The organism is Variovorax fucosicus (assembly GCF_030316825.1).
GTDB lineage: Bacteria > Pseudomonadota > Gammaproteobacteria > Burkholderiales > Burkholderiaceae_C > Variovorax > Variovorax fucosicus.
This window is the reverse complement of sequence record NZ_JASZYU010000001.1, coordinates 1,072,589-1,097,558: the sequence shown is the minus strand read 5'-3', so window position 1 is coordinate 1,097,558 and position 24,970 is coordinate 1,072,589. Positions and strand designations below refer to the sequence as shown.

The 24,970-nt window shown below is 65.8% G+C and carries 22 protein-coding genes; 15 read left to right on the top strand and 7 right to left on the bottom strand.

Annotated elements, in window-relative coordinates; genetic code table 11:
* Positions 1-19 precede the first annotated feature (19 nt).
* Positions 20-565 (bottom strand): MarR family winged helix-turn-helix transcriptional regulator, encoded by a 546-nt coding sequence (locus QTI05_RS05115; protein WP_286541699.1) that lies wholly within the window; start codon positions 563-565, stop codon positions 20-22.
* Positions 566-762: 197 nt separating this feature from the next.
* Here QTI05_RS05115 and QTI05_RS05110 point away from each other — a divergent pair, with 197 nt between their 5' ends.
* Positions 763-1,653 (top strand): Bug family tripartite tricarboxylate transporter substrate binding protein, encoded by an 891-nt coding sequence (locus QTI05_RS05110; RefSeq protein ID WP_286623174.1) that lies wholly within the window; start codon positions 763-765, stop codon positions 1,651-1,653.
* A 38-nt stretch (positions 1,654-1,691) separates the two neighbouring features.
* Positions 1,692-2,660 carry a tripartite tricarboxylate transporter substrate-binding protein gene (locus QTI05_RS05105; RefSeq protein ID WP_286623171.1) on the top strand — a complete coding sequence of 323 codons (969 nt, stop codon included), beginning with the start codon at positions 1,692-1,694 and terminating at the stop codon, positions 2,658-2,660.
* A gap of 10 nt (positions 2,661-2,670) precedes the next feature.
* On the opposite strand, the gene QTI05_RS05100 is transcribed toward QTI05_RS05105, so the two are convergent.
* A complete protein-coding gene (locus QTI05_RS05100; protein WP_286541702.1) occupies positions 2,671-3,267 on the bottom strand; it encodes a YqiA/YcfP family alpha/beta fold hydrolase in 597 nt (198 codons plus the stop codon).
* A gap of 218 nt (positions 3,268-3,485) precedes the next feature.
* On the opposite strand from QTI05_RS05100, the gene QTI05_RS05095 reads away from it, so the two are divergent.
* From QTI05_RS05095 to QTI05_RS05070, 6 genes are all read left to right on the top strand, one after another.
* A complete protein-coding gene (locus QTI05_RS05095; protein ID WP_444812866.1) occupies positions 3,486-4,241 on the top strand; it encodes a response regulator in 756 nt (251 codons plus the stop codon).
* Positions 4,241-6,061, top strand: coding sequence for a sensor histidine kinase (locus QTI05_RS05090; RefSeq protein WP_286657787.1), 1,821 nt, complete (start codon positions 4,241-4,243; stop codon positions 6,059-6,061). The genes QTI05_RS05095 and QTI05_RS05090 overlap by 1 nt, the downstream gene beginning before the upstream one ends.
* A 32-nt stretch (positions 6,062-6,093) precedes the next feature.
* On the top strand, positions 6,094-7,248 hold the full coding sequence (gene rodA, locus QTI05_RS05085; protein WP_286541705.1) for a rod shape-determining protein RodA: 1,155 nt from the start codon (positions 6,094-6,096) through the stop codon (positions 7,246-7,248).
* 91 nt (positions 7,249-7,339) lie between these two features.
* Positions 7,340-8,650: a serine hydrolase domain-containing protein gene (locus QTI05_RS05080; protein WP_286623165.1), complete on the top strand. Its 1,311-nt coding sequence runs from the start codon at positions 7,340-7,342 to the stop codon at positions 8,648-8,650.
* 137 nt (positions 8,651-8,787) lie between these two features.
* Complete coding sequence (tldD, locus tag QTI05_RS05075) at positions 8,788-10,248, top strand: metalloprotease TldD (protein ID WP_286541707.1); 1,461 nt, start codon at positions 8,788-8,790, stop codon at positions 10,246-10,248.
* A 296-nt stretch (positions 10,249-10,544) separates the two neighbouring features.
* Positions 10,545-11,663, top strand: coding sequence for a 3-deoxy-7-phosphoheptulonate synthase (locus tag QTI05_RS05070; RefSeq protein ID WP_286541708.1), 1,119 nt, complete (start codon positions 10,545-10,547; stop codon positions 11,661-11,663).
* Between the two features lies 1 nt (position 11,664).
* Here the strand turns inward: QTI05_RS05070 and QTI05_RS05065 are convergent, their stop codons facing one another.
* On the bottom strand, positions 11,665-12,174 hold the full coding sequence (locus QTI05_RS05065) for a cupin domain-containing protein (RefSeq protein WP_286543509.1): 510 nt from the start codon (positions 12,172-12,174) through the stop codon (positions 11,665-11,667).
* Positions 12,171-13,568, bottom strand: a complete 1,398-nt coding sequence (mpl, locus tag QTI05_RS05060; RefSeq protein WP_286623164.1) for a UDP-N-acetylmuramate:L-alanyl-gamma-D-glutamyl-meso-diaminopimelate ligase — start codon at positions 13,566-13,568, stop codon at positions 12,171-12,173. Before mpl ends, QTI05_RS05065 begins: the two co-directional genes overlap by 4 nt.
* A gap of 67 nt (positions 13,569-13,635) precedes the next feature.
* Between mpl and QTI05_RS05055 the strand changes: the two genes are divergently transcribed.
* The 7 genes from QTI05_RS05055 (at position 13,636) to QTI05_RS05025 (ending at position 19,736) form a co-directional block, all read left to right on the top strand.
* Positions 13,636-14,232 (top strand): hypothetical protein, encoded by a 597-nt coding sequence (locus QTI05_RS05055; RefSeq protein WP_286623163.1) that lies wholly within the window; start codon positions 13,636-13,638, stop codon positions 14,230-14,232.
* Complete coding sequence (locus tag QTI05_RS05050; protein ID WP_286623161.1) at positions 14,229-14,783, top strand: TlpA disulfide reductase family protein; 555 nt, start codon at positions 14,229-14,231, stop codon at positions 14,781-14,783. Before QTI05_RS05055 ends, QTI05_RS05050 begins: the two co-directional genes overlap by 4 nt.
* A 101-nt stretch (positions 14,784-14,884) precedes the next feature.
* A complete protein-coding gene (gene accB / locus QTI05_RS05045) occupies positions 14,885-15,340 on the top strand; it encodes an acetyl-CoA carboxylase biotin carboxyl carrier protein (RefSeq protein ID WP_286541712.1) in 456 nt (151 codons plus the stop codon).
* Positions 15,341-15,342: 2 nt separating this feature from the next.
* The gene (gene accC, locus QTI05_RS05040) at positions 15,343-16,692 is read left to right on the top strand and encodes an acetyl-CoA carboxylase biotin carboxylase subunit (protein ID WP_286541713.1); all 1,350 of its coding nucleotides are present in this window, start codon (positions 15,343-15,345) and stop codon (positions 16,690-16,692) included.
* A 13-nt stretch (positions 16,693-16,705) separates the two neighbouring features.
* Positions 16,706-17,587 (top strand): 50S ribosomal protein L11 methyltransferase, encoded by an 882-nt coding sequence (gene prmA / locus QTI05_RS05035; RefSeq protein WP_286623160.1) that lies wholly within the window; start codon positions 16,706-16,708, stop codon positions 17,585-17,587.
* Between the two features lie 39 nt (positions 17,588-17,626).
* Positions 17,627-18,790 (top strand): zinc-ribbon and DUF3426 domain-containing protein, encoded by a 1,164-nt coding sequence (locus QTI05_RS05030; protein WP_286623158.1) that lies wholly within the window; start codon positions 17,627-17,629, stop codon positions 18,788-18,790.
* 43 nt (positions 18,791-18,833) lie between these two features.
* The gene (locus QTI05_RS05025) at positions 18,834-19,736 is read left to right on the top strand and encodes a carbohydrate kinase family protein (RefSeq protein ID WP_286541716.1); all 903 of its coding nucleotides are present in this window, start codon (positions 18,834-18,836) and stop codon (positions 19,734-19,736) included.
* A gap of 81 nt (positions 19,737-19,817) precedes the next feature.
* Here QTI05_RS05025 and QTI05_RS05020 read toward each other — a convergent pair whose 3' ends face one another.
* The 3 genes from QTI05_RS05020 to QTI05_RS05010 form a co-directional block, all read right to left on the bottom strand.
* The gene (locus tag QTI05_RS05020) at positions 19,818-20,279 is read right to left on the bottom strand and encodes a histone H1-like DNA-binding protein (RefSeq protein WP_286541717.1); all 462 of its coding nucleotides are present in this window, start codon (positions 20,277-20,279) and stop codon (positions 19,818-19,820) included.
* A 193-nt stretch (positions 20,280-20,472) separates the two neighbouring features.
* The gene (locus QTI05_RS05015; RefSeq protein WP_286541718.1) at positions 20,473-21,705 is read right to left on the bottom strand and encodes a ribonucleotide-diphosphate reductase subunit beta; all 1,233 of its coding nucleotides are present in this window, start codon (positions 21,703-21,705) and stop codon (positions 20,473-20,475) included.
* A 141-nt stretch (positions 21,706-21,846) separates the two neighbouring features.
* Positions 21,847-24,783, bottom strand: a complete 2,937-nt coding sequence (locus tag QTI05_RS05010; protein WP_286541719.1) for a ribonucleoside-diphosphate reductase subunit alpha — start codon at positions 24,781-24,783, stop codon at positions 21,847-21,849.
* Positions 24,784-24,970: the final 187 nt, after the last annotated feature.

The following is a 24,970-nucleotide window of genomic DNA, read 5'->3' as shown; positions in this document are numbered from 1 at the left end:
TTCGTCGCGGCCCTGCAACTCAGGGCTCGCGTTCCGGCCACCGATGGCGGGTGCCGCCCGCGCGCCGATCGGCCTTGTCGGTCACCACCCCCTGGGCATTGAGCTGGTGGCCGCGCGCCTCGAGCCGCTGCAGGCACTGCAGCAGCACGTCGACGTGCTCGGCGGGGAGGCCGTCAAGAAGATCGCCGTTGAGACGTGCCACCCGGGGAAACAGCTCGCCGAACAACTGGCGGCCGCTGTTGCTCAGGCGCACATGCACCTCGCGGCGATCCGCGACGAGCTGCCGTCGCTCCACCAGCTTTTTCTCGGTCAGGCTGCGAAGCCCCCGCGAGGTGCGCACGCGATCCAGATGCAATCGCTCGGCCAGTTGCGACGAGGTGATCTCTTCGACCTGCGAAAGCATTCCGATCATTCCCCACTCGCGGCGCGTGATGCCGAACCCGCCTTCCACCAGGCGTGTCGCCATTCCGCTGCTGGCGCGAACCACGCGCGAAAGCCGGTACAGCAGCAGGTCTTCCAGGCATTGAGGGTTCAGCAATGAGTCGGGAGTGGGATAGGCGTTCATCACAACGGATGGGTGTTCGTTTGGCGCCAAAAGAGGCAAATGGTGGATTAGATCAACTATTTGTTGCGAATGTATAAATACGTAACAGCGCCAATGAGGCCGCTGCAACGAGGACGATCCCTGTGCTTTCTGCTTTTTCCCGGCGCTTTCTGGCGCTGGCAGGCCTGCTGCTGGTCGCGCTCCATGCTGGCGCTGCGATGCTGGACGACAAGTTGACCATCGTCGTGGGCTACCCGCCCGGTGGCACCACCGATCGGATTGCGCGTCTCGTCGGTGAGAAGCTCCGTACCAGGCTTGGCGTGGATGTCATTGTCGACAACAGGGCGGGTGCAGGTGGCCGCATTGCGGCGCAACAGGTCAAGCGCACGCCCGCCAGCCAGAACGTGCTGCTGCTCGGCAACCCCGCCACCATGGTGATCGCGCCCCTGGTGTTCAAGGATGTGGGCTACGACCCGGATCGGGACTTCTGGCCCGTGTCCAATGTCGGCGACTACCAGTTCGCGGTCGCAGTGGCCCGCGAAGTGCCGGTGCGGGAGCTCGCGCATCTCGTGGCCTGGCTCAGGGCCAACCCGGAGAAAGCCAACTTCGGTGTGCCGGCGTCGGGGAGCCTGCCGCACTTTTTCGGATTGATGCTGGGTGATGCGGTTCACGTCCGATCGGAAATCATCAGCTACCGGGGATCCGCGCCGCTGCAGACCGATCTGATCGGCGGCCAGTTGCCGGTGGCAATCGATACCCTCGACTCGGTCTATCCGCAGCATGAGGGCGGCAAACTTCGCATCCTGGCGATGTCGGGTGCCCGCCGCGCGGCCTTCGCCAAGGACATCCCGACCTTCAAGGAAGCCGGCTTCGACGTTGCCGCGACCGGCTGGAACGCCTTTTTCGCGCCCCGCACGATGCCGGACGCCAAGGTTCAACTGCTCGGGCGGGCCATCAGGGAAGTGATGCTGGATCCCGCGATGCGGGCCTCGTTCGAAGCGATGAAGCTCACTCCCGTTGCCAGCACGCCGGCCGAGACGGATCGGATGATCAAAACCTTTCGCGGGCAGTGGGAGCCGGTGGTCAAACGCGCGGGCTTCACCCCTTGAGGGTCGCCTCGTTCCCCCACAAACAAGCAGGAGACGCCATGGCCGCCCTTTTTTCCCGGCGAAAGCTCGTCATCGCATGGAGCATTGCGCTGGCCGTTTGCGGCGCGCAGGCCCAAGCCCTGGACGGCCCGCTCACGCTGGTCGTCGGCTATGCGCCCGGCGGAAGCACCGATCGCATGGCACGCCTGATCGCACAACAGCTGAGCCCCCGGCTGGGCGTGCCCGTGACGGTCGAAAACCGCCCCGGCGACGGCGGCCGGCTGGCGGCGCAGCAGGTGAAGCGCTCGCCCGCGGGCCAGAACATCCTGATGCTGGGCAATCCTGCCGTGATGGTGGTTGCACCCCTCGTCTTTAAGGATGCAGGCTACGACCCGGACAAGGACTTCGTGCCGGTATCGCAGGTCAGCAGCTATGACTTTGCGCTGGCGGTAAGTCCCAAGCTGGAGCTGGATCGCGTCATGTTTCTCCTGGGAAGGCTCTGGGGGCATCCGGAAGACGCCATCTTCGGCGTGCCGGCGACTGGCAGCCTCCCTCACTTCTTTGGACTGATGGTGGGTGATGCGTTGAGCATCCAGCCGCAAATCAAGGGCTATGGCGGTTCGGCGCCGCTCGCGGCGGACCTGATGGGTGGCAAGCTGCCAATCGCGATCGACACGGTCGACTCCCTGTACGCCCAGCACCTGGCCGGCAAGGTTCGCATCCTGGCGGTCTCCGGCAAGGAGCGGTCGAGTTTCGCGCCGACGCTTCCCACTTTTCGCGAATCCGGATTGAAGATCGATGCCACGGGGTGGAACGCTTTTTTTGCGCCCAGTTCGATGCCGCCGGCCAAGGTGCAATTGATGGCGGCCGCCATTCGCGAAGTAATGCAGGACGCCGGGTTGCGGAAGGCCTCGGATGCGCTCTACCTGAAGCCGGTGGTTAGCACATCCACAGAGACCGCGCAGATGATCAAGACGTTCCGGCAGCAATGGGAGCCGGTGGTGCGAAGGTCGGGCTTCGCACCCTAGGGGGCAAACGCTAGGCCGGCTGCAGGAAGGCGATGACTTCGTCCAGGTGCGCCCGCTCGAAATCCGACAGTGCATGGTCGCCTTTTTCGAGCAGCTTGACGCGGCTGTCCGGGTAGCGCGCCGACATCTCGCGCCAGTCGAGCACCTCGTCTCCCTTGGCCACGATGGCAAAGCAGCGCTCCGGCCGGGGCAGAGCGCCGACTTCGAGCCCGCGCAACTCGTCGATGTACTCGGAGCGGAAGTAGAAGTGCTGTTCCCGGTCGTGCCATTGGGTCTGCGTGCCGATGTGGCGGGCCAGGTCGCGCGCTGGGTGCACCGCGGGGTTCAGCAGCACCGCGGGACATCGGGTCATGCCGGCCACATAGGTCGCATAGAAGCCGCCAAGGGACGAACCGACCACTGCCATCGAATCGCGCGGCCAGCAGGCAATGCCGCGCATGATCAGGTCGATGGCCTCGCGCGGCGAGGGCGGAAGCTGCGGGCACCACCAGTGCACCTTGGGGTGTGTGGTTGCAATGCGACGTGCCATCAGCTGCGCCTTGGTCGAACCTGGCGACGAACGAAAACCGTGCAAATAAAGCAGATGGGTCGTTGGCAATGATCGCATGCTATTAAATCCATAGCGGCTTGCGCAGTCGGGACGGGCGCTGCGGGCCTTTTTTTGTTTGTATTTCCGATCCCGTCAGAGCGCCGGATTCTCCGCGCCGGCGCGCTGTCGCAGAGCCCGGTGGTTGCGAGTGTCGGGGTCTATGGTTGTACCGGCATCCCATGAATTCGGGAAGCACGCAATGTTTCCCAAGTGTTACGGGCTTTATGCTCGTTGCCATGCCACCCATCGACGCAATGGATCTCTCCGTGCCCCGCCCCTGGGGCGTCTGGGTGGTCGAAGACGACAGCCACGCGCGCTCCTTCTTCGAAACCAGCGTTCGGCGCAGCCCGCAACTGCAGTGGCTCGGCGGGGCCGGTTCGGTGCGCGAGGCACTCGACTGGCTCAAGGGTGACGGCGTTGCGCCCGATGTGGTGCTGGTCGACCTCGGGTTGCCTGACGGCAGCGGCCTCGACGTGATCGCGGCCGCGGTGGCGCGCTATCCGCAATGCGAGCCGCTGGTGATCTCGGTGTTCGGCGACGAAGAAAGCGTGCTCGCAAGCATCGAGGCCGGCGCGCTCGGCTACATCCACAAGGACGCCGCGCCGGAAGACATTGCCCAGACCATCCTCGAGATGAAGGCCGGCGCTTCTCCGATCTCGCCGATGATCGCGCGCCGCGTGCTGGCGCGTTACCGGCTGCTGCAGACGGCGAGCCGACCGGAGCCGGCTGCCGCAGTGCCGCCGCTCTCCGTCGGCCCGGTCGAGAAGGCGGATCCGGGGCGCTCCCTGCTCTCGGGCCGCGAGCAGGAAGTGCTGACGCTGATTGCGCGCGGCTTCTCCTACGCCGAGATCGCGCGGCTGCAGGGCTTGAGCGTGCACACGGTGCAGACGCACATCAAGCATCTCTACGGCAAGCTCTCCGTGCATTCGAAAAACGAGGCCGTGTTCGAGGCCATGCGCCTTGGACTGCTGCGCCATCCGGGGTCGGATTGATGCGCGTGTGGGCCCGGGTTGGCGCGCTCTGGCTCTTGTGGTGCTGCGCTGCCATTGCGCCCGCCGCGGCGCAAGTGATCACGCTGGACAGTGGCAGCGTGACCACCACGGTGAATGGCCAGACCCGCACGGCACCCCTGCGCTTGCCCTACCACTGGGATCGGGAACAGGCCGCGCAGCCCGGTTCTGCCCGCTTCGACTTGCCGTTCACGCTGGCGAGCCGTCCCGATGAGCCCTGGGCGGTGTTCATTCCGCGCGTGGGCAACGTCTTCGATCTGCGCGTCAACGGCGCGCTGCTGCGCGTGCACGGCGACATGGAGCGCGGCAACGGCGCCGACTATGCCAAGGCGCCGCGCTCCCTGATCATCCCTGCGCAGTTGCTGCAGGCGGGCGAGAACCTGATCGAGATCCGGGTGCGTGCCGACACCGGGCGTCGGGCCGGCCTGTCGCCCGTCATCGTCGGGCCGTCCGATGAAGTGCTGCGGCAATACAGCAGCGCCTACGCCTCGCGCTTCACCGGTTCGGTGCTGCTGGTGGGCTTCAGCGCCGTGGTCGGCGCGATCGCGTTTGCGCTCTGGCTCACCCAGCTCGATGCGGGTGCAGCCGGTGGCCGCCGCCGGGAGGGCCTCTACCTCTGGGCCGCGCTGGCCGAATTCTGCTGGGCGCTGCGCGTCGCCGATGCCGCGATCATCAGTCCACCCCTGTCATGGGTTCCCTGGGGCATGCTGATGACGGCGTGCTATTCGGGCTGGGCGGCGTCGGCCATGCTGTTCTGCCACCACGTCGCGGGCTGGCACCGGAACGCCTACATGCCCTGGATGCGGGGGGCCATGGCGGTGATGTTCACCGGTTCGATCCTCTGCTGCTGGCTTTCGCTGACCCGGGCCGATCCGCGCTGGCTGACCGGGTGGCTCGCGCTCGAACTGGTCGGCGTAGGGGCGTATGTCGCCTTTTTTGCGGTGGCAACGGTGCGTCGGCCCAACCTGGCGCGGGTGCTGGTCGGGTCGGCGGCGCTGCTCACCGTCGCGGTCGCATTTCGCGACTGGCTGATGATCCGCCTCAGCGACAGCTATGGCGAGACCACCTGGGTGCGCTACACCTCGGTGTTTTTCGGCATCGCGCTGCTGGCGATCGTGATCAGGCGTTTCCGCACGGCCAGCACGCAGGCCAACGAGCTGCTGGGCACGCTGGCAGCCCGGGTCGCCGATCGCGAGCGCGAACTGGCCATCACCTACGCGCGGCTGGCCGAGGTGGGGCGCGAGCAGGCGCGCACGCACGAGCGCGAGCGCATCCTGCGCGATATGCACGACGGCGTGGGGTCGCACATCAGTGCCGCCATCCACCAGTTGCAGTCTGGCCAGGCCAGCCAGGCGGGGCTGCTGCGCACGCTGCGCGATTCGCTCGACCAGCTCAAGCTGTCGATCGATTCGATCCACCTGCCGGCCGGCGATGTCGGTGCGCTGCTGGCCGCGCTGCGTTACCGGCTGGCGCCGCGGCTGGCGGACTCGGGCGTGGCACTCGAATGGGCGGTCGAGGAATGCCCGCCGGTGGCGCGGCTCGACGCACCCGCCATGCGGCAACTGCAGTTCCTGTTGTTCGAGACCATATCCAACGTGCTGCAGCATGCCGGCGCCAGCGTGCTGCGCATCGAGGCCGGAATGCACAACGGCGTGCAGCGGCTGCGTGCCATCGACAACGGCTGCGGCTTTGACGCCACGCATGCGCCGCGCGCGCTGCAGCAGCGCGCGCGGGCCATCGGCGCGCGCCTGACCCTCGAAAGCCGACCGGGCCGCACGGTCGTTCAACTGCAATTCGATTGAACCGGCCCCGCGCGCGCCGATAATCGCGCACCATGTCGGCCGTCTTCCAGCAACCCTCGCTCGCGCGCCGCATCGCGCCCGTGTTCCAGGGCTTCGACGGTTTTCTGGCGTTTGCCGTGTTCCTGCTGGCCTGTGCCGGGCTGGTGACGATGTACTCGTCGGGTTTCGACCACGGCTCCCGCTTCATGGATCACGGCCGCAACATGCTGCTGGCCGGCTTCATCATGTTCGTGGTGGCGCAGGTTCCGCCGCAGCGGCTCATGACGTTCGCGGTGCCGCTCTACACGCTGGGCGTGGCGCTGCTCATTGCCGTGGCGATCTTCGGCATCACCAAGAAGGGCGCCCGGCGCTGGATCAACGTCGGGGTGGTGATCCAGCCGAGCGAAATTCTCAAGATCGCGATGCCGCTGATGCTGGCCTGGTGGTTCCAGCGCCGCGAGGGGCAGTTGCGGCCGCTCGACTTCGTGGTCGCCACGGCGCTGCTGGCCATTCCGGTGGGGTTGATCATGAAGCAGCCCGACCTCGGCACCTCGCTCCTCGTGCTGGCGGCCGGGTTGTCGGTGATCTTCTTTGCGGGACTCTCATGGAAGCTGATCGTGCCGCCGGTGGTGATCGGGCTGATCGCCGTGGCGCTGATCGTCGGCTACGAATCGACGCTGTGCGCCGACGGTTTCGACTGGCGTGTGCTGCACGACTATCAAAAGCAGCGCATCTGCACGCTGCTCGATCCGTCCAAGGATCCGCTCGGCAAGGGCTTCCACATCATCCAGGGAATGATCGCGATCGGCTCCGGCGGGGTCGGCGGCAAGGGCTTCATGCAGGGCACGCAGACGCATCTGGAGTTCATTCCAGAGCGCACGACCGACTTCATCTTCGCGGCCTATTCCGAAGAGTTCGGGCTGGCCGGCAACCTGTTCCTGATCACCGCGTTCATCTTCCTGATTCTTCGCGGCCTGGCCATCGCCATGGACGCGCCGACGCTGTTCTCGCGCCTGCTGGCGGGCGCGGTCACGATGATCTTCTTCACCTACGCCTTCGTGAACATGGGCATGGTGAGCGGCATCCTGCCGGTGGTGGGCGTGCCCTTGCCCTTCATCAGCTATGGCGGCACCGCGATGGTGACATTGGGGCTGGCGCTGGGCATCCTGATGTCGATTTCACGCGCCAAGCGGCTCATGCAGTCGTGAGCGCGGCGCGCGCCTGTCCCGGGGGCGATTGCGTCCGCCCAGGCCTGCGGCTCCAATCGGCCGGCATTCCAACGATTCCGGAGACACAACCATGGCACTTTTTCGAGTCCGCGCCGGCGCGGGCATCCTGCTTGCGACCGTTGCCGTCGTGAGCCTGGCCCAGACGCCGCCGCTGCCGCTGTCCGCCACCGCCAGCGATCCGGTCAAGCTGGAGCTGATGCAGGGCTCGCCACCGCCGGCGGACAAACAGATCACCTTCCAGAACGGCGGCCAGTTTCCCAACCTCCGGTGGACGCTGCAGCACATGCGCGAGCTCGTGCCGAGCCGCAACGTCTGGCGTGGCGCCGGCGGGGCGGCCGAGCTGCCGCGCGCCGAGCGCGACTGGTCGGGCTTTGCCTTCGAAGACGACCGCGGCCAGCGCGTCGGCATCGACGCCTATGCCGAGCGCAGCTACACCGACGCGATCGTGGTGCTGCACAAGGGCCGCGTGGTGCTCGAGCGGTACTGGACCGGCATGACGCCCAACACGCCGCACGCGGTGTTCTCGGTGACCAAATCGCTGACCGGCGTGCTGGCATCGCAACTGATCGCCGAAGGCAAGCTCGACCCGAACGCCAAAGTCTCGAGCTACCTGCCCGAACTGGCCGGCACGGCATGGGACGACGCCACGGTGCAGCAGACGCTCGACATGACGGCCGGCGTCAAGTTCCGCGAGGACTATGCCGACCCGACCTCGGAAGTGATCCAGTACGCGATCTCGTCCGGCCTGGTGCCGATGCCTCCAACCTGGAGCGGCCCGCGCGACACCATCACCTTCCTGAAGACGCTCAAGAAAGAGGGCGAGCACGGGGCCGGCTTCGCCTACAAGACCGTGCACTCCGAGATCATCGGCTGGCTGGTGCACCGTGTGACGGGCAAGCCCTTCTCGCAAAACCTCAGCGAGCGCGTGTGGTCGAAGATGGGCGCCGAGAACGACGCGTCGATCAACATCGACCGGCTCGGCTTCGAGTCGATGGGTTCGGGTTTCAACGCGACGGCGCGGGATCTGGCGCGCTTCGGCGAGATGTTGCGCAATGACGGCCAGGTCGGTGGCGTGTTCAGTCGGCAGCAACTGGTGTCGAAGGCAGCGGTCGAGATGATCCGGGCCGGCGGCGACCGCGAGAAGTTCAAGGCCGGCAACCAGGCCGCGCGGCCCGGCTACTCGTACCGCAACCAGTGGTGGATCCTGCACAACGCCGACGGCGCCTTCGAGGCCTCCGGCATCCACGGCCAGTACATCCACGTGAATCCGAAGGCCGAAGTCGTGATCGTCCGGCTGGGCTCCACCCCCGCCGCCGCCAACGGCCCCCTGCACGGCCTGCACATGCGCGCCTTCCAGGCCATCGCTGATAACCTCCGTTAGCACCCTTCGATAGCGCGCGGCCCCTTCGTGAATGCCGCAGAACCGGCTTCGCCGGGCTGCAGGCATTGCCCCCGGCAGGGGGTGGGCGAAGCGGACACGAAGTGCCGCGCAGCCTGGGGGCGAGCAATAATGCCCCGATGATCTCCCGCGAACCCACCATCGAGCGCCTCGCCACGGCGCAGTCGCTGCTTCTCACGCCCTTCGGCCTCGACGAGTCGCACCTGTCGCGCGCGCTGGCCGAGATCACGGCCCACAAGGTCGACGATGCGGATCTCTACTTCCAGTACACGCGCAGCGAGGGCTGGAGCCTGGAAGAGGGCATCGTCAAGACCGGCAGCTTCAGCATCGACCAGGGCGTCGGCGTGCGCGCGGTCAGCGGCGAGAAGACCGCGTTCGCCTATTCAGATGACATCTCCGAGGCCTCGCTGCTCGACGCGGCGCGCACTGTGCGCTCCATTTCATCGGCCGGCCGTTCGGCCCGCACGAAAACCCCGAGCCGCAAGATCGCCTCCAGCCGCTCGCTCTACAACGGCGTGGACCCGATCTCCACGCTCGACAGCACCGCCAAGGTGGCGCTGCTCGGCCGCGTCGAAAAGCTGGCGCGGGCGCGTGATCCGCGCGTGGCGCAGGTCATGGCCGGGCTGGCGAGCGAATACGACGTGGTGCTGGTGGCGCGCGCAGACGGCACGCTGGCCGCCGACGTGCGGCCGCTGGTGCGCCTGTCGGTGACGGTGATCGCCGAGCAGAACGGCCGGCGCGAGATGGGGTCGGGTGGCGGCGGCGGCCGTTTCGGCCTGGCCTATTTCGACGAAGCCCACATCGCCGAATACGTCGAGCAGGCGGTCAGCGCCGCGCTCATGAACCTCGAATCGCGTCCGGCACCAGCCGGCGAGATGACCGTGGTGCTGGGCCCGGGCTGGCCCGGCATCCTGCTGCACGAAGCCATCGGCCACGGGCTCGAAGGCGACTTCAACCGCAAGGGCTCGAGCGCCTTCAGCGGACGCATCGGCCAGCGCGTGGCGGCCAAGGGCGTGACGGTGCTCGACGACGGCACCATCGCCGACCGCCGCGGCTCGCTCAACGTCGACGACGAGGGCAATGCCAGCCAGCGCAACGTGCTGATCGAAGACGGCATTCTCAAGGGCTACATCCAGGATTCGCTCAACGCGCGCCTGATGAAGGTCAAGCCCACCGGCAACGGCCGGCGCGAGAGCTATGCGCACGTGCCGATGCCGCGCATGACCAACACCTACATGCTGGGCGGCGACAAGGATCCGAAGGAAATCGTCGCGAGCATCAAGAAGGGCCTGTACGCCACCAACTTCGGCGGTGGCCAGGTCGACATCACGAGCGGCAAGTTCGTGTTCTCGGCCAGCGAGGCCTACTGGGTCGAGAACGGCAAGATTCAGTACCCGGTGAAGGGCGCGACCATCGTCGGCAACGGCCCGGATGCGCTGACGCGCGTGACCATGATCGGCGACGACATGGCGCTCGATTCGGGCGTCGGCACCTGCGGCAAGGAAGGCCAGAGCGTGCCTGTGGGCGTGGGCCAGCCTACGCTGCGCATCGACGGCCTGACGGTCGGCGGCACCGCGTAGATGTTGCTCGCCCCCAGTCTTCGCGCACTTCGTGTCGCTACGCCAACCCCCTGCCGGGGGCATCGCCAGCGGCCCGGCGGAGCCGGTTCCGCGGCGTTCCTGGCCTTGGCCGCTGTTGTGCTAGAGTCCGCTTCCATGTCTCTGCGCGCTGCTTTTTACTTTTCGTACTTTTGGTTCCGGATCTCCGGCGGCCCAGAGGCGAGCGCGTAAAGCACACGAACACCCCTCCAAGACCGCCGGCGCTCACGCCCCGGCGGTTTTTTTATGCCTCTTTGTTTTTGATCCAGGAGCACACGATGACCCAGAACACCGCCCCCACCAGCGACAGCTGGTATGCGAGCGTCGAGAAAACCAGCCAAACCGACGACGAACGCATCAAGGACATCAACGTGCTGCCCCCTCCTGAACATCTGATCCGTTTCTTCCCGATCCGCGGGACGCCGGTCGAAACGCTGATCACCGGCACCCGTCGCGCGATCCACGACATCATGGCGGGCACCGACGACCGGTTGCTGGTGGTCATGGGCCCCTGTTCGATCCACGACCCGGCCGCCGCGCTCGAGTACGCGCGCCGCCTGAAGGTGCAACGCGACAAGTACGCCGATTCGCTCGAGATCGTGATGCGCGTCTACTTCGAGAAGCCGCGCACCACGGTCGGCTGGAAGGGGCTGATCAACGATCCGTACCTCGATGAGAGCTTTCGCATCGACGAAGGCCTGCGCATCGCACGCCAGCTGCTGATCGACATCAACCGCATCGGCCTGCCGGCCGGCAGCGAGTTCCTCGACGTGATCTCGCCCCAGTACATCGGCGACCTGATCGCCTGGGGCGCGATCGGCGCGCGCACCACCGAAAGCCAAGTGCACCGCGAACTGGCTTCGGGCCTGTCGGCACCGATCGGTTTCAAGAACGGCACCGACGGCAACATCCGCATCGCCACCGACGCGATCCAGGCGGCAGCGCGCGGGCACCACTTCCTGTCGGTGCACAAGAACGGCCAGGTCGCGATCGTCCAGACCAACGGCAACAACGACTGCCACGTGATCCTGCGCGGCGGCAAGGCGCCCAACTACGACGCGGCCAGCGTGGCTGCAGCCTGCAAGGATCTGGAGGCCGCCAAGCTGCCGCCGACTTTGATGGTCGATTGCAGCCATGCCAACAGCTCCAAGCAGCATCTGAAGCAGATCGAGGTGGCCGGGAACATTGCGGCGCAGATTGCCAGCGGCAGCAAGAGCGTGTTCGGCGTGATGGTCGAAAGCCATCTGCAGGCGGGCGCCCAGAAATTCACTGCGGGCAAGGACCAGATCGCCGGCCTGGAATACGGCAAGAGCATCACCGACGCCTGCATCGGCTGGGACGATTCGGTGGCGGTGCTCGACACGCTGTCGCAGGCGGTGAAGCAACGCCGCGGTTAGGCTAGATCAGGCTGGCCAGGTCGGGCCAGTGGTGGCGCAGCAGCGTGGCTTCTTCGCCATCGGGCGCCATGAAGGAGAAGTCGGCAAAGTCGAAGCCCGGGCCCACCGTGCAGGCCACCAGGCTGTAGTCGCCATTGCTGTGGGCGACGATCGGCCGCGCGGCCTGCCACTGGCCGGCCGGCACCACGTGCTGCGGCCGAGTGCCGTGCAGGTCGACCGGGCCGAGCCGCACGTGGGCCGGTGCCGTGCGCAGCGCCGCGTCGCACGTCCAGAGCGCGATCGGCACGCCTTCGAGATGCACCCAGACCTCGTCCGAAAGCACGCGGTGCCAGCGCGATTGCTGGGTTGCTTCGAGCAGGAAGTAGATGCTGGTCAATGCGTCGCGCTGCGGCCGGCCATCGGGCGGGCTCACGTTTGTCGCCGAGCGGAACACCTCGCGGTACCAGCCGCCTTCCGGATGCGGCTGCAGCCGCAGCATCTCGATCAGTTCCTGCGCACGCACGGTGGTCAGCTCGCCTTGCGCAGTCCGGCCAGCAGCTTCTCGTGCACGCCGCCGAAACCGCCGTTGCTCATGCAGACGACGTGGTCGCCCGCCCGCGCCGCAGCCACCACCTGATCCACCAGGGGGGCGATCGCGTCGGCCACCTGGGCCCGTGCGCCCATCGGCGCGAGCGCAGCGGCAGCGTCCCAGCCCAGTCCGGCGGTATGGCAGAAGGCGAGGTCGGCCTGTTCCAGACTCCAGGGCAGTTGCGCAGCCATCGCGCCCAGCTTCATGGTGTTGCTGCGCGGCTCGAACACGGCCAGGATCCGGTCGGCCTGGGCGCCCTTGCCATCGAGCTGGCGACGCAGGCCGTCGAGCGTGGTGCTGATCGCGGTCGGGTGGTGGGCGAAATCGTCATACACGGTGATGGCACCGCCGTCGCGCTCGACCGTGCCGCGCAATTCCATGCGCCGGCGCACGTTGCGAAACGATGCCAGCGCCGCCGCCGCCTCGGCCGGTGGCACGCCCAGGTGGTCGGCCGCCGCGATGGCGGCCAGCGCGTTCATCTGGTTGTGCCGGCCCGAGAGCGCCCATTCGACCCGGCCCACGGATCGACCCGCGCGCAGCACCTCGAAAGCATCGTCGCTGCCATCGGCCTGCCATTCGCCGCCGGCGCCGAAGCGTGCGAGTTCGCTCCAGCAGCCCTGGGCCAGCACGCGCTGCAGGCTGTCCTCGGTGGCGTTGACCACCACGCGCCCGCGGGCCGGCACCGTGCGCAGCAGGTGGTGAAACTGGCGCTCGATCGCGGCAAGGTCGTCGAAGATGTCGGCGTGGTCGAACTCCAGGTTGTTCAGCACCGCGGTGCGCGGCCGGTAGTGGACGAACTTGCTGCGCTTGTCGAAGAAGGCCGTGTCGTACTCGTCGGCTTCGATCACGAAGCCCTTTCCCGAGCCCAGTCGCGCCGACACGTCGAAATTCAACGGCACGCCGCCGACCAGAAAGCCGGGCGCCTGGCCGGTGGCTTCCAGCACCCAGGCCAGCATCGAGGTGGTGGTGGTCTTGCCGTGCGTGCCGGCCACGGCCAGTACATGCCGGCCCTGCAGTACCTGCTCGGCCAGCCATTGCGGGCCGCTGGTGTAGGGCAGCCCCGCGTCGAGGATCGCCTCCATCAGCGGAAACTTCGGCGTGCCATCGTCCAGGCGAACCCGCGACACCACGTTGCCGATGACGAAAACGTCCGGCTTCAACGCGAGCTGCTGCGCGTCGAAGCCTTCGATCAACTCGATGCCAAGTGCGCGCAACTGGTCGCTCATCGGTGGATAAACCCCGGCATCGCAGCCCGTGACCTTGTGGCCGGCCTCGCGCGCGAGGGCGGCCACGCCACCCATGAAGGTGCCGCAGATGCCCAGAATGTGAATATGCATCAGCCGATTTTAGGGACGGCCCGTGGGGGCACTCCTGCATCGGCCGCCTTGCGGGCAGAATGCCGTGATGGACATGTCCAAGCGTGAAATCGCCGCCGCCGCCGCACGCCTCGTGGTCGAGGAAGGGCTCGAGTACGGGCCGGCCAAGCGCCGCGCATTGCGCAGCCTTGGCTTGCCTTCGCGCACCGCGCTGCCCAACAACGACGAGGTCGAAGCCGAGGTGCGCGAATACATCGCGCTGTTCTGCGCCGACACGCAGCCGGCCGAGCTGAAGGCGCTGCGCGGGTTGGCACTCGAATGGATGGAGCGCATGGCCCCGTTCCGGCCCCATGTGGGCGGTGCGGTCTGGCACGGCACCGCGACTCGACTCTCCGATATCTACATCCAGCTGTTCTGCGACGACTCCAAGTCGGCCGAAATCGCGCTGATCGACCACCACGTGGACTACGAGCCACGCATGGTGACCGGCTTCCACGGTGAGCAGGTCGAAGCGCTCAGCGTGCACGCGCTCAGCCGGCCGCTCGGTGAAGAAATCGGCGTGCACCTGCTGGTGTACGACCTTGACGACCTGCGCGGCGCGCTCAAGCCCGACGCGCAGGGCCGCGCGCCGCGCGGCGACCTGGCTGCCTTGCGGCGGCTGATGGAACAGGAAGACAAGCCGTGAGCAACACCTCCTCACCGGCGCGCAGGCGCTGGATCGTCGGCGGCGTCGCGGCCCTCGCGGCCGTGGCCGGAGCCGGCGGCGCCTGGTGGCGCGAAAGTGCGAGCAAGGCGAGTGCCGCTGATACGCTCGATGCGGCGTTCTGGGCCCAGCGCTTCGATCGGCCGGAGGGCGGCGAGCTCTCATTTGCGTCGCTGCGCGGCAAGCCGTTGCTGATCAATTTCTGGGCAACATGGTGTCCGCCGTGCATCGAGGAATTACCCATGGTTGATCGCTTCTTTCGCGATCAGGCAGCCAACGGCTGGCAAGTGGTCGGTTTGGCCATTGATCAGCCCAGTTCGGTGCGAAAGTTCCTGGCCCATACTCCGGTCAGTTTCCCGGTCGGCCTGGCTGGGCTCGAAGGAACCGATCTGGTTCGCCGGCTGGGCAATACCGGGGGCGGATTGCCATTCACGATTGTTGTCAATGCGGCCGGCGCAGTGGCCGCGCGTAAAATGGGCAAGCTCGAGGCGACCGACCTCGATGCGTGGCGACGGGCCCCTGTTCACGGGTAGAATCCGGCGCACAATCCGGCATTTGGCGTTAAAACGCCGACATAAGCCGATTTTCAGGCGAGTTACTACCTATTGACCGGCAAAGCTGGCGCTGGAGGCCCATGGATCTGCGCAAACTCAAGACACTGATCGATCTGGTGTCTGAATCGAATATTTCCGAACTCGAAATCACCGAAGCCGAAGGCAAGGTGCGCATCGTCAAGGCTGGCGCCGCAGCGCCGGTGCAATACGTGCAAACGCTGGCACCGCAAGGCGGCCCGGCACCGGCGCCCGCCCCCGAGATGCCCGCCGCGCCTGCCCCCGCGGGAGTCGCTGCACCCACCGGCCACGCGATCAAGTCGCCGATGGTTGGCACCTTCTATCGTTCCTCGAGCCCCGGCGCGCCGGCCTTCGTCGAAGTGGGCAGCCAGGTCAAGGAAGGCGATACGGTCTGCATCATCGAGGCCATGAAGATCCTCAACGAGATCGAGGCCGACAAGTCCGGCACCATCAAACAGATCCTCGGCGAAAACGGCCAGGCGGTCGAATACGGCCAACCGCTGTTCATCATCGAGTGACCATGTTCAAGAAGATTCTGGTCGCGAATCGCGGGGAGATCGCGCTGAGAATTCAGCGCGCTTGCAGCGAGATGGGCATCAAGGCCGTGATGGTCTATTCCGAAGCCGACCGCGAGGCCAAGTACGTCAAGCTGGCGCAGGAGGCGGTCTGCATCGGCCCGGCCCCTTCGTCGCAAAGCTACCTCAACATGCCGGCGATCATTTCGGCCGCCGAAGTGACGGATGCCGAAGCAATCCACCCGGGCTACGGCTTTCTGAGCGAAAACGCCAACTTCGCCGAGCGGGTGGAGCAAAGCGGCTTCCAGTTCATCGGCCCGACGCCCGAGAACATCCGCACCATGGGCGACAAGGTGTCGGCCAAGCAGGCCATGATCAAGGCCGGCGTGCCCTGCGTGCCAGGCTCCGAAGGCGAACTGTCGGACGACGCCACCACCAACAAGCGCATCGCGCGCGCCATTGGCTACCCGGTCATCATCAAGGCGGCCGGCGGCGGTGGCGGTCGCGGCATGCGCGTGGTGCACACCGAGGCGGCGCTGGTCAACGCGATCCAGATGACCAAGGCCGAGGCGGCGGCGGCTTTCAACAACGGCGCTGTCTATATGGAGAAGTTTCTCCAGAACCCGCGCCACGTCGAAATCCAGATCCTGGCCGACAAGTTCAAGAACGCGGTCTATCTGGGCGAGCGCGACTGCTCGATGCAGCGCCGCCACCAGAAGGTGATCGAGGAGTCGCCGGCGCCGGGCATTCCGCGCAAGCTGATCGAGAAGATCGGTGAGCGTTGCGCGGCGGCCTGCAAGAAGATCGGCTACCGCGGCGCCGGCACCTTCGAGTTCCTCTACGAAAACGGCGAGTTCTATTTCATCGAGATGAACACGCGCGTGCAGGTCGAGCACCCGGTGACCGAGTTCACCACCGGCATCGACATCGTCAAGACCCAGATCATGGTCGCCGCCGGCGAGAAGCTGCCGTTCACGCAGCGCCAGATCCAGATGCACGGCCACGCGATCGAATGCCGCATCAATGCCGAGGATGCCTGGAAGTTCACGCCGTCGCCGGGCCGCATCACCATGTGGCATCCGCCGGGTGGGCCGGGGGTGCGGGTCGACTCGCACGTGTACACCAACTATTTCGTACCGCCCAACTACGACTCGATGATCGGCAAGATCATCACCTATGGCGATACGCGCGAGCAGGCGATGGCGCGCATGCGCACTGCCCTCAGCGAGACGGTGGTCGAAGGCATCAGCACCAACATCCCGCTGCACCGCGAGCTGATGGTCGACGCCAAGTTCATGACCGGCGGCACCAACATCCACTACCTCGAAGAGTGGCTGGCTTCCCACAAGCGCTGAGCGGGACGCACGGGTGCACGAACTTCGCCTGCTGGTTCCGCAAGACCTTGTCGAGACGGTCAGCGATGCGCTCGACGCGCTCGATGCGCTGAGTGTTTCGGTCGAGGACGCCGACGCCCAGACCGATGCCGAACAGGCGCTGTTCGGCGAACCCGGCATGCCGCCGCCCAAGGAGGGCTGGCAGCGCTCGCGCGTGATCGCGCTGTACGCGACAGAGGCGCTTGCGCGCGACGCGGCGCAGGTGCTTGCGGCGCAGGACTTCTTTGACGGCTGCCAGACCCTTGGCGTGGCCGACGTGCCGGACCAGGACTGGGTGCGGCTCACGCAATCGCAGTTCGCGCCGGTCGAGATCACGCCCGAATTCTGGATCGTACCGACCTGGCACGAGCCGCCGGCGCAGGCGCGCAAGGTGATCCGGCTCGACCCGGGACTCGCCTTCGGCACCGGCACGCACCCGACCACGCGCATGTGCCTGCGCTGGATCGCGACGCACCCGCCTGCGAACCAGCGTGTGCTCGACTACGGCTGCGGCTCCGGCATTCTCGCGATCGGCGCGGCCAAGTACGGCGCGGCGCAGATCGACGCGGTCGACATCGACGAAGCCGCAGTGGAGTCGACCCGGCTCAATGCCGAAGCCAACGCGGTGCAACTGCAGACCGGCCTGCCCGACGTGGCGCAGGGCTGCTATCAGACCGTGCTGGCCAACATCCTCGCCACGCCACTCAAGGTGCTGGCGCCGCTGCTTTGCCGCTATGTGGCACCGGGCGGCGCGCTGGTGCTGGCAGGCATCCTCGAGCGCCAGGCCGAAGAGCTGACACTGGCCTACGCGCCGTTTGCGCAGTTGCAGGTCAGCGACAGCGAGGACGGCTGGATCCTCATGACCGCCCGCCTTTAGCGGCGCGGCGTGGGGCACGCCACCTACAATCCCCGCCTCATGAGTCTTGTGACCCGCTGCCCATCCTGCGCGACCACTTTCAAGGTGGTGCGGGATCAACTGCGCATTTCGGACGGCTGGGTTCGATGCGGTCGTTGCAGCAACGTGTTCGATGCGACCCTGGATCTGCAGGAAGCGCCTGAGGCGGGCACTGCAGCGCCGGCCGCGGCACCCGAAGAAGACGGCGCCGCTTCTTCGTCGACCGAAGCCGACCCGCCCAGTTCGCCGGAGCCCGAACCCCCCGCCTTGCCTGAACCGGAAGCGCAGTCTTCCACGCCGTTGAAAGCGGCGTTCCCGCCGCCGGCCTGGCCCGGGATCGGCGTGGTGGCCGACGAGCCCTGGCCAACACCGTCTGTCCCGGCGCCCGCCGAACCGATGCCCGTGCTGGCCCGAAGCTCGCTGGTCAGCTCGGTCGAAGCGCTCGACGATTTCTCGGCCGTGGTCGAGCAGGCGGCCGACGCCCAGTTGCAGAAGGCCTTGCGACGTGCACGCATCGACGCGGTCCGGAGCGCACGGGCGCGCAAGGCGGCCCAACCGCCGACGGAGCCACTGCCGCGCGAGGAAACATCGTCGCCGCCGATGCCGGTGGTGAGCGCTGCAAGCGTGAGCGAGGCCCGCGTGGAGGAACTGCCGCCGTCGGAGCCTTTGTTTGCCGAGCCCACAGCGGTGGAACATTCGCACGGCACGAAAGCCGGCAGGGCGACTGTGATTGCAGCCGTGGTGTGCGCGCTGCTGCTGGTGCTGCAAGTGCTGCGCCACGAGCGCGACACGATCGTGGCGCGGCAGCCGTCGTGGCGACCGGTGCTCGAGGCGATCTGCGGCGCCACGGGCTGCGAGCTGTCGGCGCTGCGCCAGATCGGCGCGATCACGATCGACGGCGCGGCCTTTGCGCGGGAAAAAAGCGGAGACGGCTATCGCCTGAACTTCACGCTGCGCAACGCGGTCGCGATGCCGCTCGCGATGCCTGCGGTCGAACTCTCGCTGCTCGACACGCAGGAACGCCCGGTGGTTCGGCGCGTGCTCATGCCTTCCGACTTCGGCGCGCCCCCCGTGCTTGCGGCCAAGGCCGAACGCACCGCCTCGCTGCCACTCGCTCTGACCGGCCTGGACTCTGCAGCGCTGCAGCCGGTGGCGGGCTACCGGGTGGTGGCCTTCTATCCCTGAGCGGTCTCATCGCTCCTTTCTTTTTTCAACCAACGGTTCATTCATGGCAGCAGTGATTTGCGGTTCCCTCGCGTTCGACACCATCATGACTTTCGAGGGCCGGTTCGCCGACCAGATCCTTCCTGATCAACTGCACATCCTCAATGTGTCGTTTCTGGTGCCCGCGTTGCGGCGCGACTTCGGAGGCTGCGCCGGCAACATCGCCTATGCCCTGCGCGCACTCGGTGGGGCGGCATTGCCGATGGCGACCGTGGGCAGTGACGGCGCCGGCTATGTCGCGCGGCTCAACGAACAGGGCATCGGCACGGAGTTCATCCGGACAGTGGCGGATGCCTACACCGCGCAGGCCATGATCATGACCGACCGCGACAACAACCAGATCACCGCCTTCCACCCGGGGGCGATGCAGCAGGCGCACATCACGCGCATCGAGGCGCGCGCCGATCTCAAGCTTGGCATCATTTCGCCCGATGGACGCGACGCCATGCTGCAGCATGCGGAGCAGTTCAAGGTGGCCGGTATCCCGTTTGTTTTCGATCCGGGGCAGGGGCTGCCGATGTTCAACGGCGACGAACTCGCGCGCTTCATCGAACAGGCCGACTGGGTCACGGTCAACGACTACGAAGGCAAGATGCTGAGCGATCGCACCGGCTGGGACAACGCCGAAATCTCTCGCCGTGTGCGCGGGCTGGTGGTGACGCTTGGTGCCGAGGGCTGCGAGGTCTGGATCGATGGCGAGAAGACGCACGTGCCACCGGTTCAGCCCGAGGCCGTGGTCGATCCCACCGGCTGTGGCGATGCCTGGCGTGGTGCGCTGCTGTTCGGTCTCGAGCAGGGCTGGCCGCTGGCGAAATGCGCGGCGCTTGGCAACCAGATCGGTGCGCTCAAGGTCGCGCAGCGGGGGCCGCAGAACTACACGGTGGATCTGAAGAAAATCGGCCTGTAGCGCAGCGCCCGGCGCACCGCCCAAAAAAAAGCCCGACACCTTTCGGTGCCGGGCTTTTGCCTTTCAGGGCCTCTGAACGACTCAGGGCTTGCTGGCCGTAGGGAACGGCCAGGCAGCTTGAGGGTTCAGCGTCGTTTGTGCCGCAGGGGCAGGGGCGACGGCGGCCTTGGCGGGTGCTTTCGCAGCCTTCTTGGCGGCAGGCTTGGCAGCGGGCTTTTTCGCGGCTTTCTTGGCCGCGGCCTTTTTCGCAGGCGCCTTCTTGGCGGCGGCCTTCTTCGCCGGAGCCTTCTTCGCAGCGGCCTTCTTGGCCGGAGCCTTCTTAGCTGCTGCCTTCTTCGCCGGAGCCTTCTTCGCTACGACCTTCTTCGCCGGGGCCTTCTTGGCTGCCGCCTTTTTGGCCGGTGCCTTCTTTGCCGGAGCCTTCTTCGCTACGACCTTCTTTGCCGGAGCCTTCTTTGCTGCCGCCTTTTTGGCCGGAGCCTTCTTTGCCGGAGCCTTCTTTGCAGCGACCTTCTTGGCCGGCGCTTTCTTTGCAGTTGCCATTTCTTTCTCCTTGATCAAGTTGAAAAATCAACCTTTTGAAGCACTCCACGCTCGCTTGTGAACGTGAAGCGATTCATGGCGTTGGAAATCAAGCTCCAGCACCATGAACACCGACGCCTCCCAGCAGCCGCACTCTGTGGTGCGGTATGCGCTGGGGGCAATTCTTGAAATCACTCATTCTTATCGGAAAACCTCAATCCCACGAGAGGGCACCACCCGACTGGTACTCGATCACGCGGGTCTCGAAGAAATTGCGTTCTTTCTTCAGATCGATCATTTCGCTCATCCACGGGAACGGATTTTCTTCGTTCGGGAACAGCGTTTCGAGGCCGATCTGCTGCGCACGCCGGTTGGCGATGTAGCGCAGGTAGCCCTTGAACATGGAGGCGTTCATGCCGAGCACACCGCGCGGCATGGTGTCTTCGGCGTACTTGTATTCGAGCTCGACGGCCTTCAGGAACAAGGCCTTGATCTCGGCCTTGAACTCGGCCGTCCAGAGGCCCGGGTTCTCGAGCTTGAGCTGGTTGATCAGGTCGATGCCGAAATTGCAGTGCATCGACTCGTCGCGCAGGATGTACTGGTACTGCTCGGCGGCACCGGTCATCTTGTTCTGGCGGCCCAGCGCAAGGATCTGCGTGAAGCCGACGTAGAAGAACAGGCCTTCCATCAGGCAGGCGAACACGATGAGCGACTTGAGCAAGGTCTGGTCGGTCTCGTGCGTGCCGGTGTGGAAGTGCGGGTCGCTGATGGCGTCGATGAACGGAATCAGGAACTGATCCTTCTCGCGGATCGACGTCACCTCGTTGTAGGCGTTGAAGATCTCGCTTTCGTCCAGGCCGAGCGACTCGACGATGTACTGGTAGGCGTGCGTGTGGATCGCTTCTTCAAAGGCCTGGCGCAGCAGGAACTGGCGGCACTCGGGCGCGGTGATGTGGCGATAGGTGCCCAGCACGATGTTGTTCGCGGCCAGCGAATCGGCGGTCACGAAGAAGCCGAGGTTGCGCTTGATGATGCGGCGCTCGTCTTCGGTCAGGCCGTTCGGGTCTTTCCAGAGCGCGATGTCGCGCGTCATGTTCACTTCCTGCGGCATCCAGTGGTTGGCGCAGGTGGCGAGGTATTTTTCCCAGGCCCACTTGTACTTGAACGGCACCAGCTGGTTGACGTCGGTCTGGCCGTTGATGATGCGTTTGTCGGCCGCGTTGACGCGGCGTGCAGCCGGCGTTGCAACGGCGGCGGAGGCGACGGGCGCAACGCGTGCGGGAACGGCAGCGCCGTCATCGAGCGTCGAGCGGATTGCGGGGGCTGTTTGCGGCGTCGGGACTTCCATCGAGCGGCCGATCGGCGCGCCGTTTTTCGTGGAGTGCTGCAATCCTTGTTGCATGTCCTTTGGCAAGGAGGGCTTGACTTCTTCGTCCCAGGTCAACATAGAAAAATCCAATACTCAATTATGTGAGCAACGATGTGAGTTGCAAAGTGCTGGTTCACATCGCGCTCCAGTTATCTTGTTCTTATGTTGTTCGCATGCATCGCGTTTCTGTCAGGCGATGCCGCGAAGTTCACACAACGATCACTGACATGCTTCGCACGTCGGGTCATCGACACCGCAGAACGCGATGTCGGTAGCGGGCATCGCGCTCAGTTGCGCTTGCGCTGCGAGCGCTGCTGCTTCGAGTGCGCTCATCTTCTGCCCATCGACGTTGTGGCTGGTGCTGCCACCCGATGACACGGCATTGAGTCGGCCCGATTGCACCGTCGACTTTTCCGCGTGCGTCGCGCTCTGCGTGCGCAGGTAGTAGGTGGTCTTCAAGCCGCGCAGCCAGGCGAGCTTGTAGGTGTCGTCGAGCTTCTTGCCCGATGCGCCGGCCATGTAGATGTTGAGCGACTGCGCCTGGTCGATCCACTTCTGGCGACGTGCCGCGGCTTCGACCAGCCAGGTTGTCTCGACTTCGAACGCGGTGGCGTAGAGCGCCTTCACGTCTTGCGGCACGCGGTCGATCGGACGCAGCGAGCCATCGAAGTGCTTGAGATCCATCACCATCACGTCGTCCCACAGACCCAGGCGCTTCAGGTCGCGCACCAGGTAGTGGTTGATCACGGTGAACTCGCCCGACAGGTTCGACTTGACCGAGAGGTTGCCGAAGCAGGGCTCGATGGAGGCGTCGACGCCGATGATGTTCGAGATGGTCGCGGTCGGTGCGATGGCCACGCAGTTGGAGTTGCGCATGCCGTCGGCCTTGATCTTCTGGCGCAGCGCGTCCCAGTCGAGCGTGGCCGAGCGGTCGACCTCGACGTAGCCGCCGCGAGCCTTCTCGAGCAGGTCGAGCGTGTCGATCGGAAGGATCCCCTTGTCCCACAGCGAGCCCTTGTAGCTCGAGTACTTGCCGCGTTCCTTGGCGAGGTCGGTCGAGGCCCAGTAGGCGTGGTAGCAGATGGCTTCCATCGACTCGTCGGCGAACTGCACGGCTTCCTGCGAGGCGTAGGGAATGCGCAGCTCGTAGAGCGCATCCTGGAAGCCCATCAGGCCCAGGCCGACCGGACGGTGGCGCAGGTTCGAGTCGCGCGCCTTCTTCACGGCGTAGTAGTTGATGTCGATCACGTTGTCGAGCATGCGCATGGCCGTCGAGATCGTGCGCTTGAGCTTCTCCTGGTCGACCTTGCCGTCCTTCAGATGCTGCAGCAGGTTCACGGAACCGAGGTTGCAGACGGCGGTTTCGGTGTCGCTGGTGTTGAGCGTGATCTCGGTGCAGAGGTTCGACGAGTGAACGACGCCGGCGTGCTGCTGCGGCGAACGCACGTTGCAGGCGTCCTTGAACGTGATCCACGGATGCCCGGTTTCGAACAGCATCGTGAGCATCTTGCGCCACAGGTCGGAGGCCTGGAGCGTGCGGCTCGGCTTGATCTCGCCGCGGGCGGCCTTTTCTTCGTATGCGACGTAGGCGGTTTCGAAGTCGGCGCCGAACTTGTCATGCAGGTCGGGCACGTTGGAGGGCGAGAACAGCGTCCAGGTGCCCTTTTCCATCACGCGGCGCATGAACAGGTCGGGGATCCAGTTGGCCGTGTTCATGTCGTGCGTGCGGCGGCGGTCGTCGCCGGTGTTCTTGCGCAGTTCCAGGAACTCCTCGATGTCGAGGTGCCAGCTTTCGAGGTAGGTGCAGACGGCGCCCTTGCGCTTGCCGCCCTGGTTCACGGCCACGGCCGTGTCGTTCACCACCTTGAGGAAGGGCACCACGCCCTGCGATTCGCCGTTGGTGCCCTTGATGTGGCTGCCGAGTGCGCGCACGCGGGTCCAGTCGTTGCCCAGGCCGCCCGCGAATTTCGAGAGCAGCGCGTTTTCCTTGATCGATTCGTAGATGCCATCGAGGTCGTCGGGCACCGTGGTCAGGTAGCAGCTCGACAGCTGCGAACGCAGCGTGCCGGCGTTGAACAGCGTGGGCGTGCTCGACATGAAGTCGAACGACGACAGCACTTCATAGAACTCGATGGCGCGGGCTTCGCGGTCGATTTCACCGAGCGACAGGCCCATCGCCACGCGCATGAAGAAGGCTTGCGGCAGTTCGATGCGTTCCTTGCGCACGTGCAGGAAGTAGCGGTCGTACAGCGTTTGCAGGCCGAGGTAGTCGAACTGCAGGTCGCGTTCGGCCTTGAGTGCGGCAGCCAGACGGGGCAGGTCGTACTGCAGCAGCTTCTCGTCGAGCAACTCGTTGTCGACGCCCTTCTTGATGAACTGCGGGAAGTAGTCGGCGTAGGTTTGCGCGCGTTCCGACGGCATCACTTCGCGGCCGATGATCTCCTTGAAGATCGTGTGCAGCAGCAGGCGCGCGGTCGCGAAGGTGTAGTCGGGATCTTTTTCGATCAGCGTGCGGGCGGCCAGGATCGAGGCCTTGTAGACCTCGTCGAGCGGCACGCCGTCGTACAGGTTGCGCATCGTCTCGGCCTGGATCGGCGCGGCCGTGATGCTGTCGCCCAGACCTTCGCAGGCGGATTCGATCAGGCCCTTGAGTTCGTTCAGGTCGAGCGCCACGCGTTCGCCACGGTCCAGCACATGCAGCGCCGGCGCGACGGGTGTGTCCTGCGCGCCCTGCCTGGCGCGCTCTTGCGTGCGGCGTTCGCGGTAGAGCACGTAGGCGCGCGCGATTTCGTGGTGACCGCCGCGCATCAGGCCGAGTTCGACCTGATCCTGCACGTCTTCGATGTGGAAAGTGCCGCCGCCCGGACGCGAACGCACCATCGCACGCACCACTGCCTGGGTCAGGCCGTCGACCGTTTCGCGGACGCTGGCCGAGGCCGCACCCTGGGTGCCGTGCACGGCCAGGAAGGCTTTCATCATCGCGATCGCGATCTTGTTCGGCTCGAAGGGCACCACCGCGCCGTTGCGGCGGATGATCTGGTAGTGCGCAAGGGCATCACCGGCGGGCGAGCCTGCGGTATCGCGCGGCTTGGTGCCGGCGGGTTGCGAGGAGGGCACGGCGCGGGGCGTGGCGGGGGTGTTCAGTGCTGTCTGCATTCGGGTCCTCTGTTGGCGACTGTTGTTGTTGCGGCGGCGCGGGAGGCCATCTGGCCTGGGCGCGTGTAACGGAATATGTCCGCGCTAGGCAGACACTATATCTAGGGTGTGGAAGGCCTACAAGCCACTAGATGTAGTGTTTTTCATGAAGCTGCCATGTGACAAGGCTGGCTCGTCGGAGGCTTCG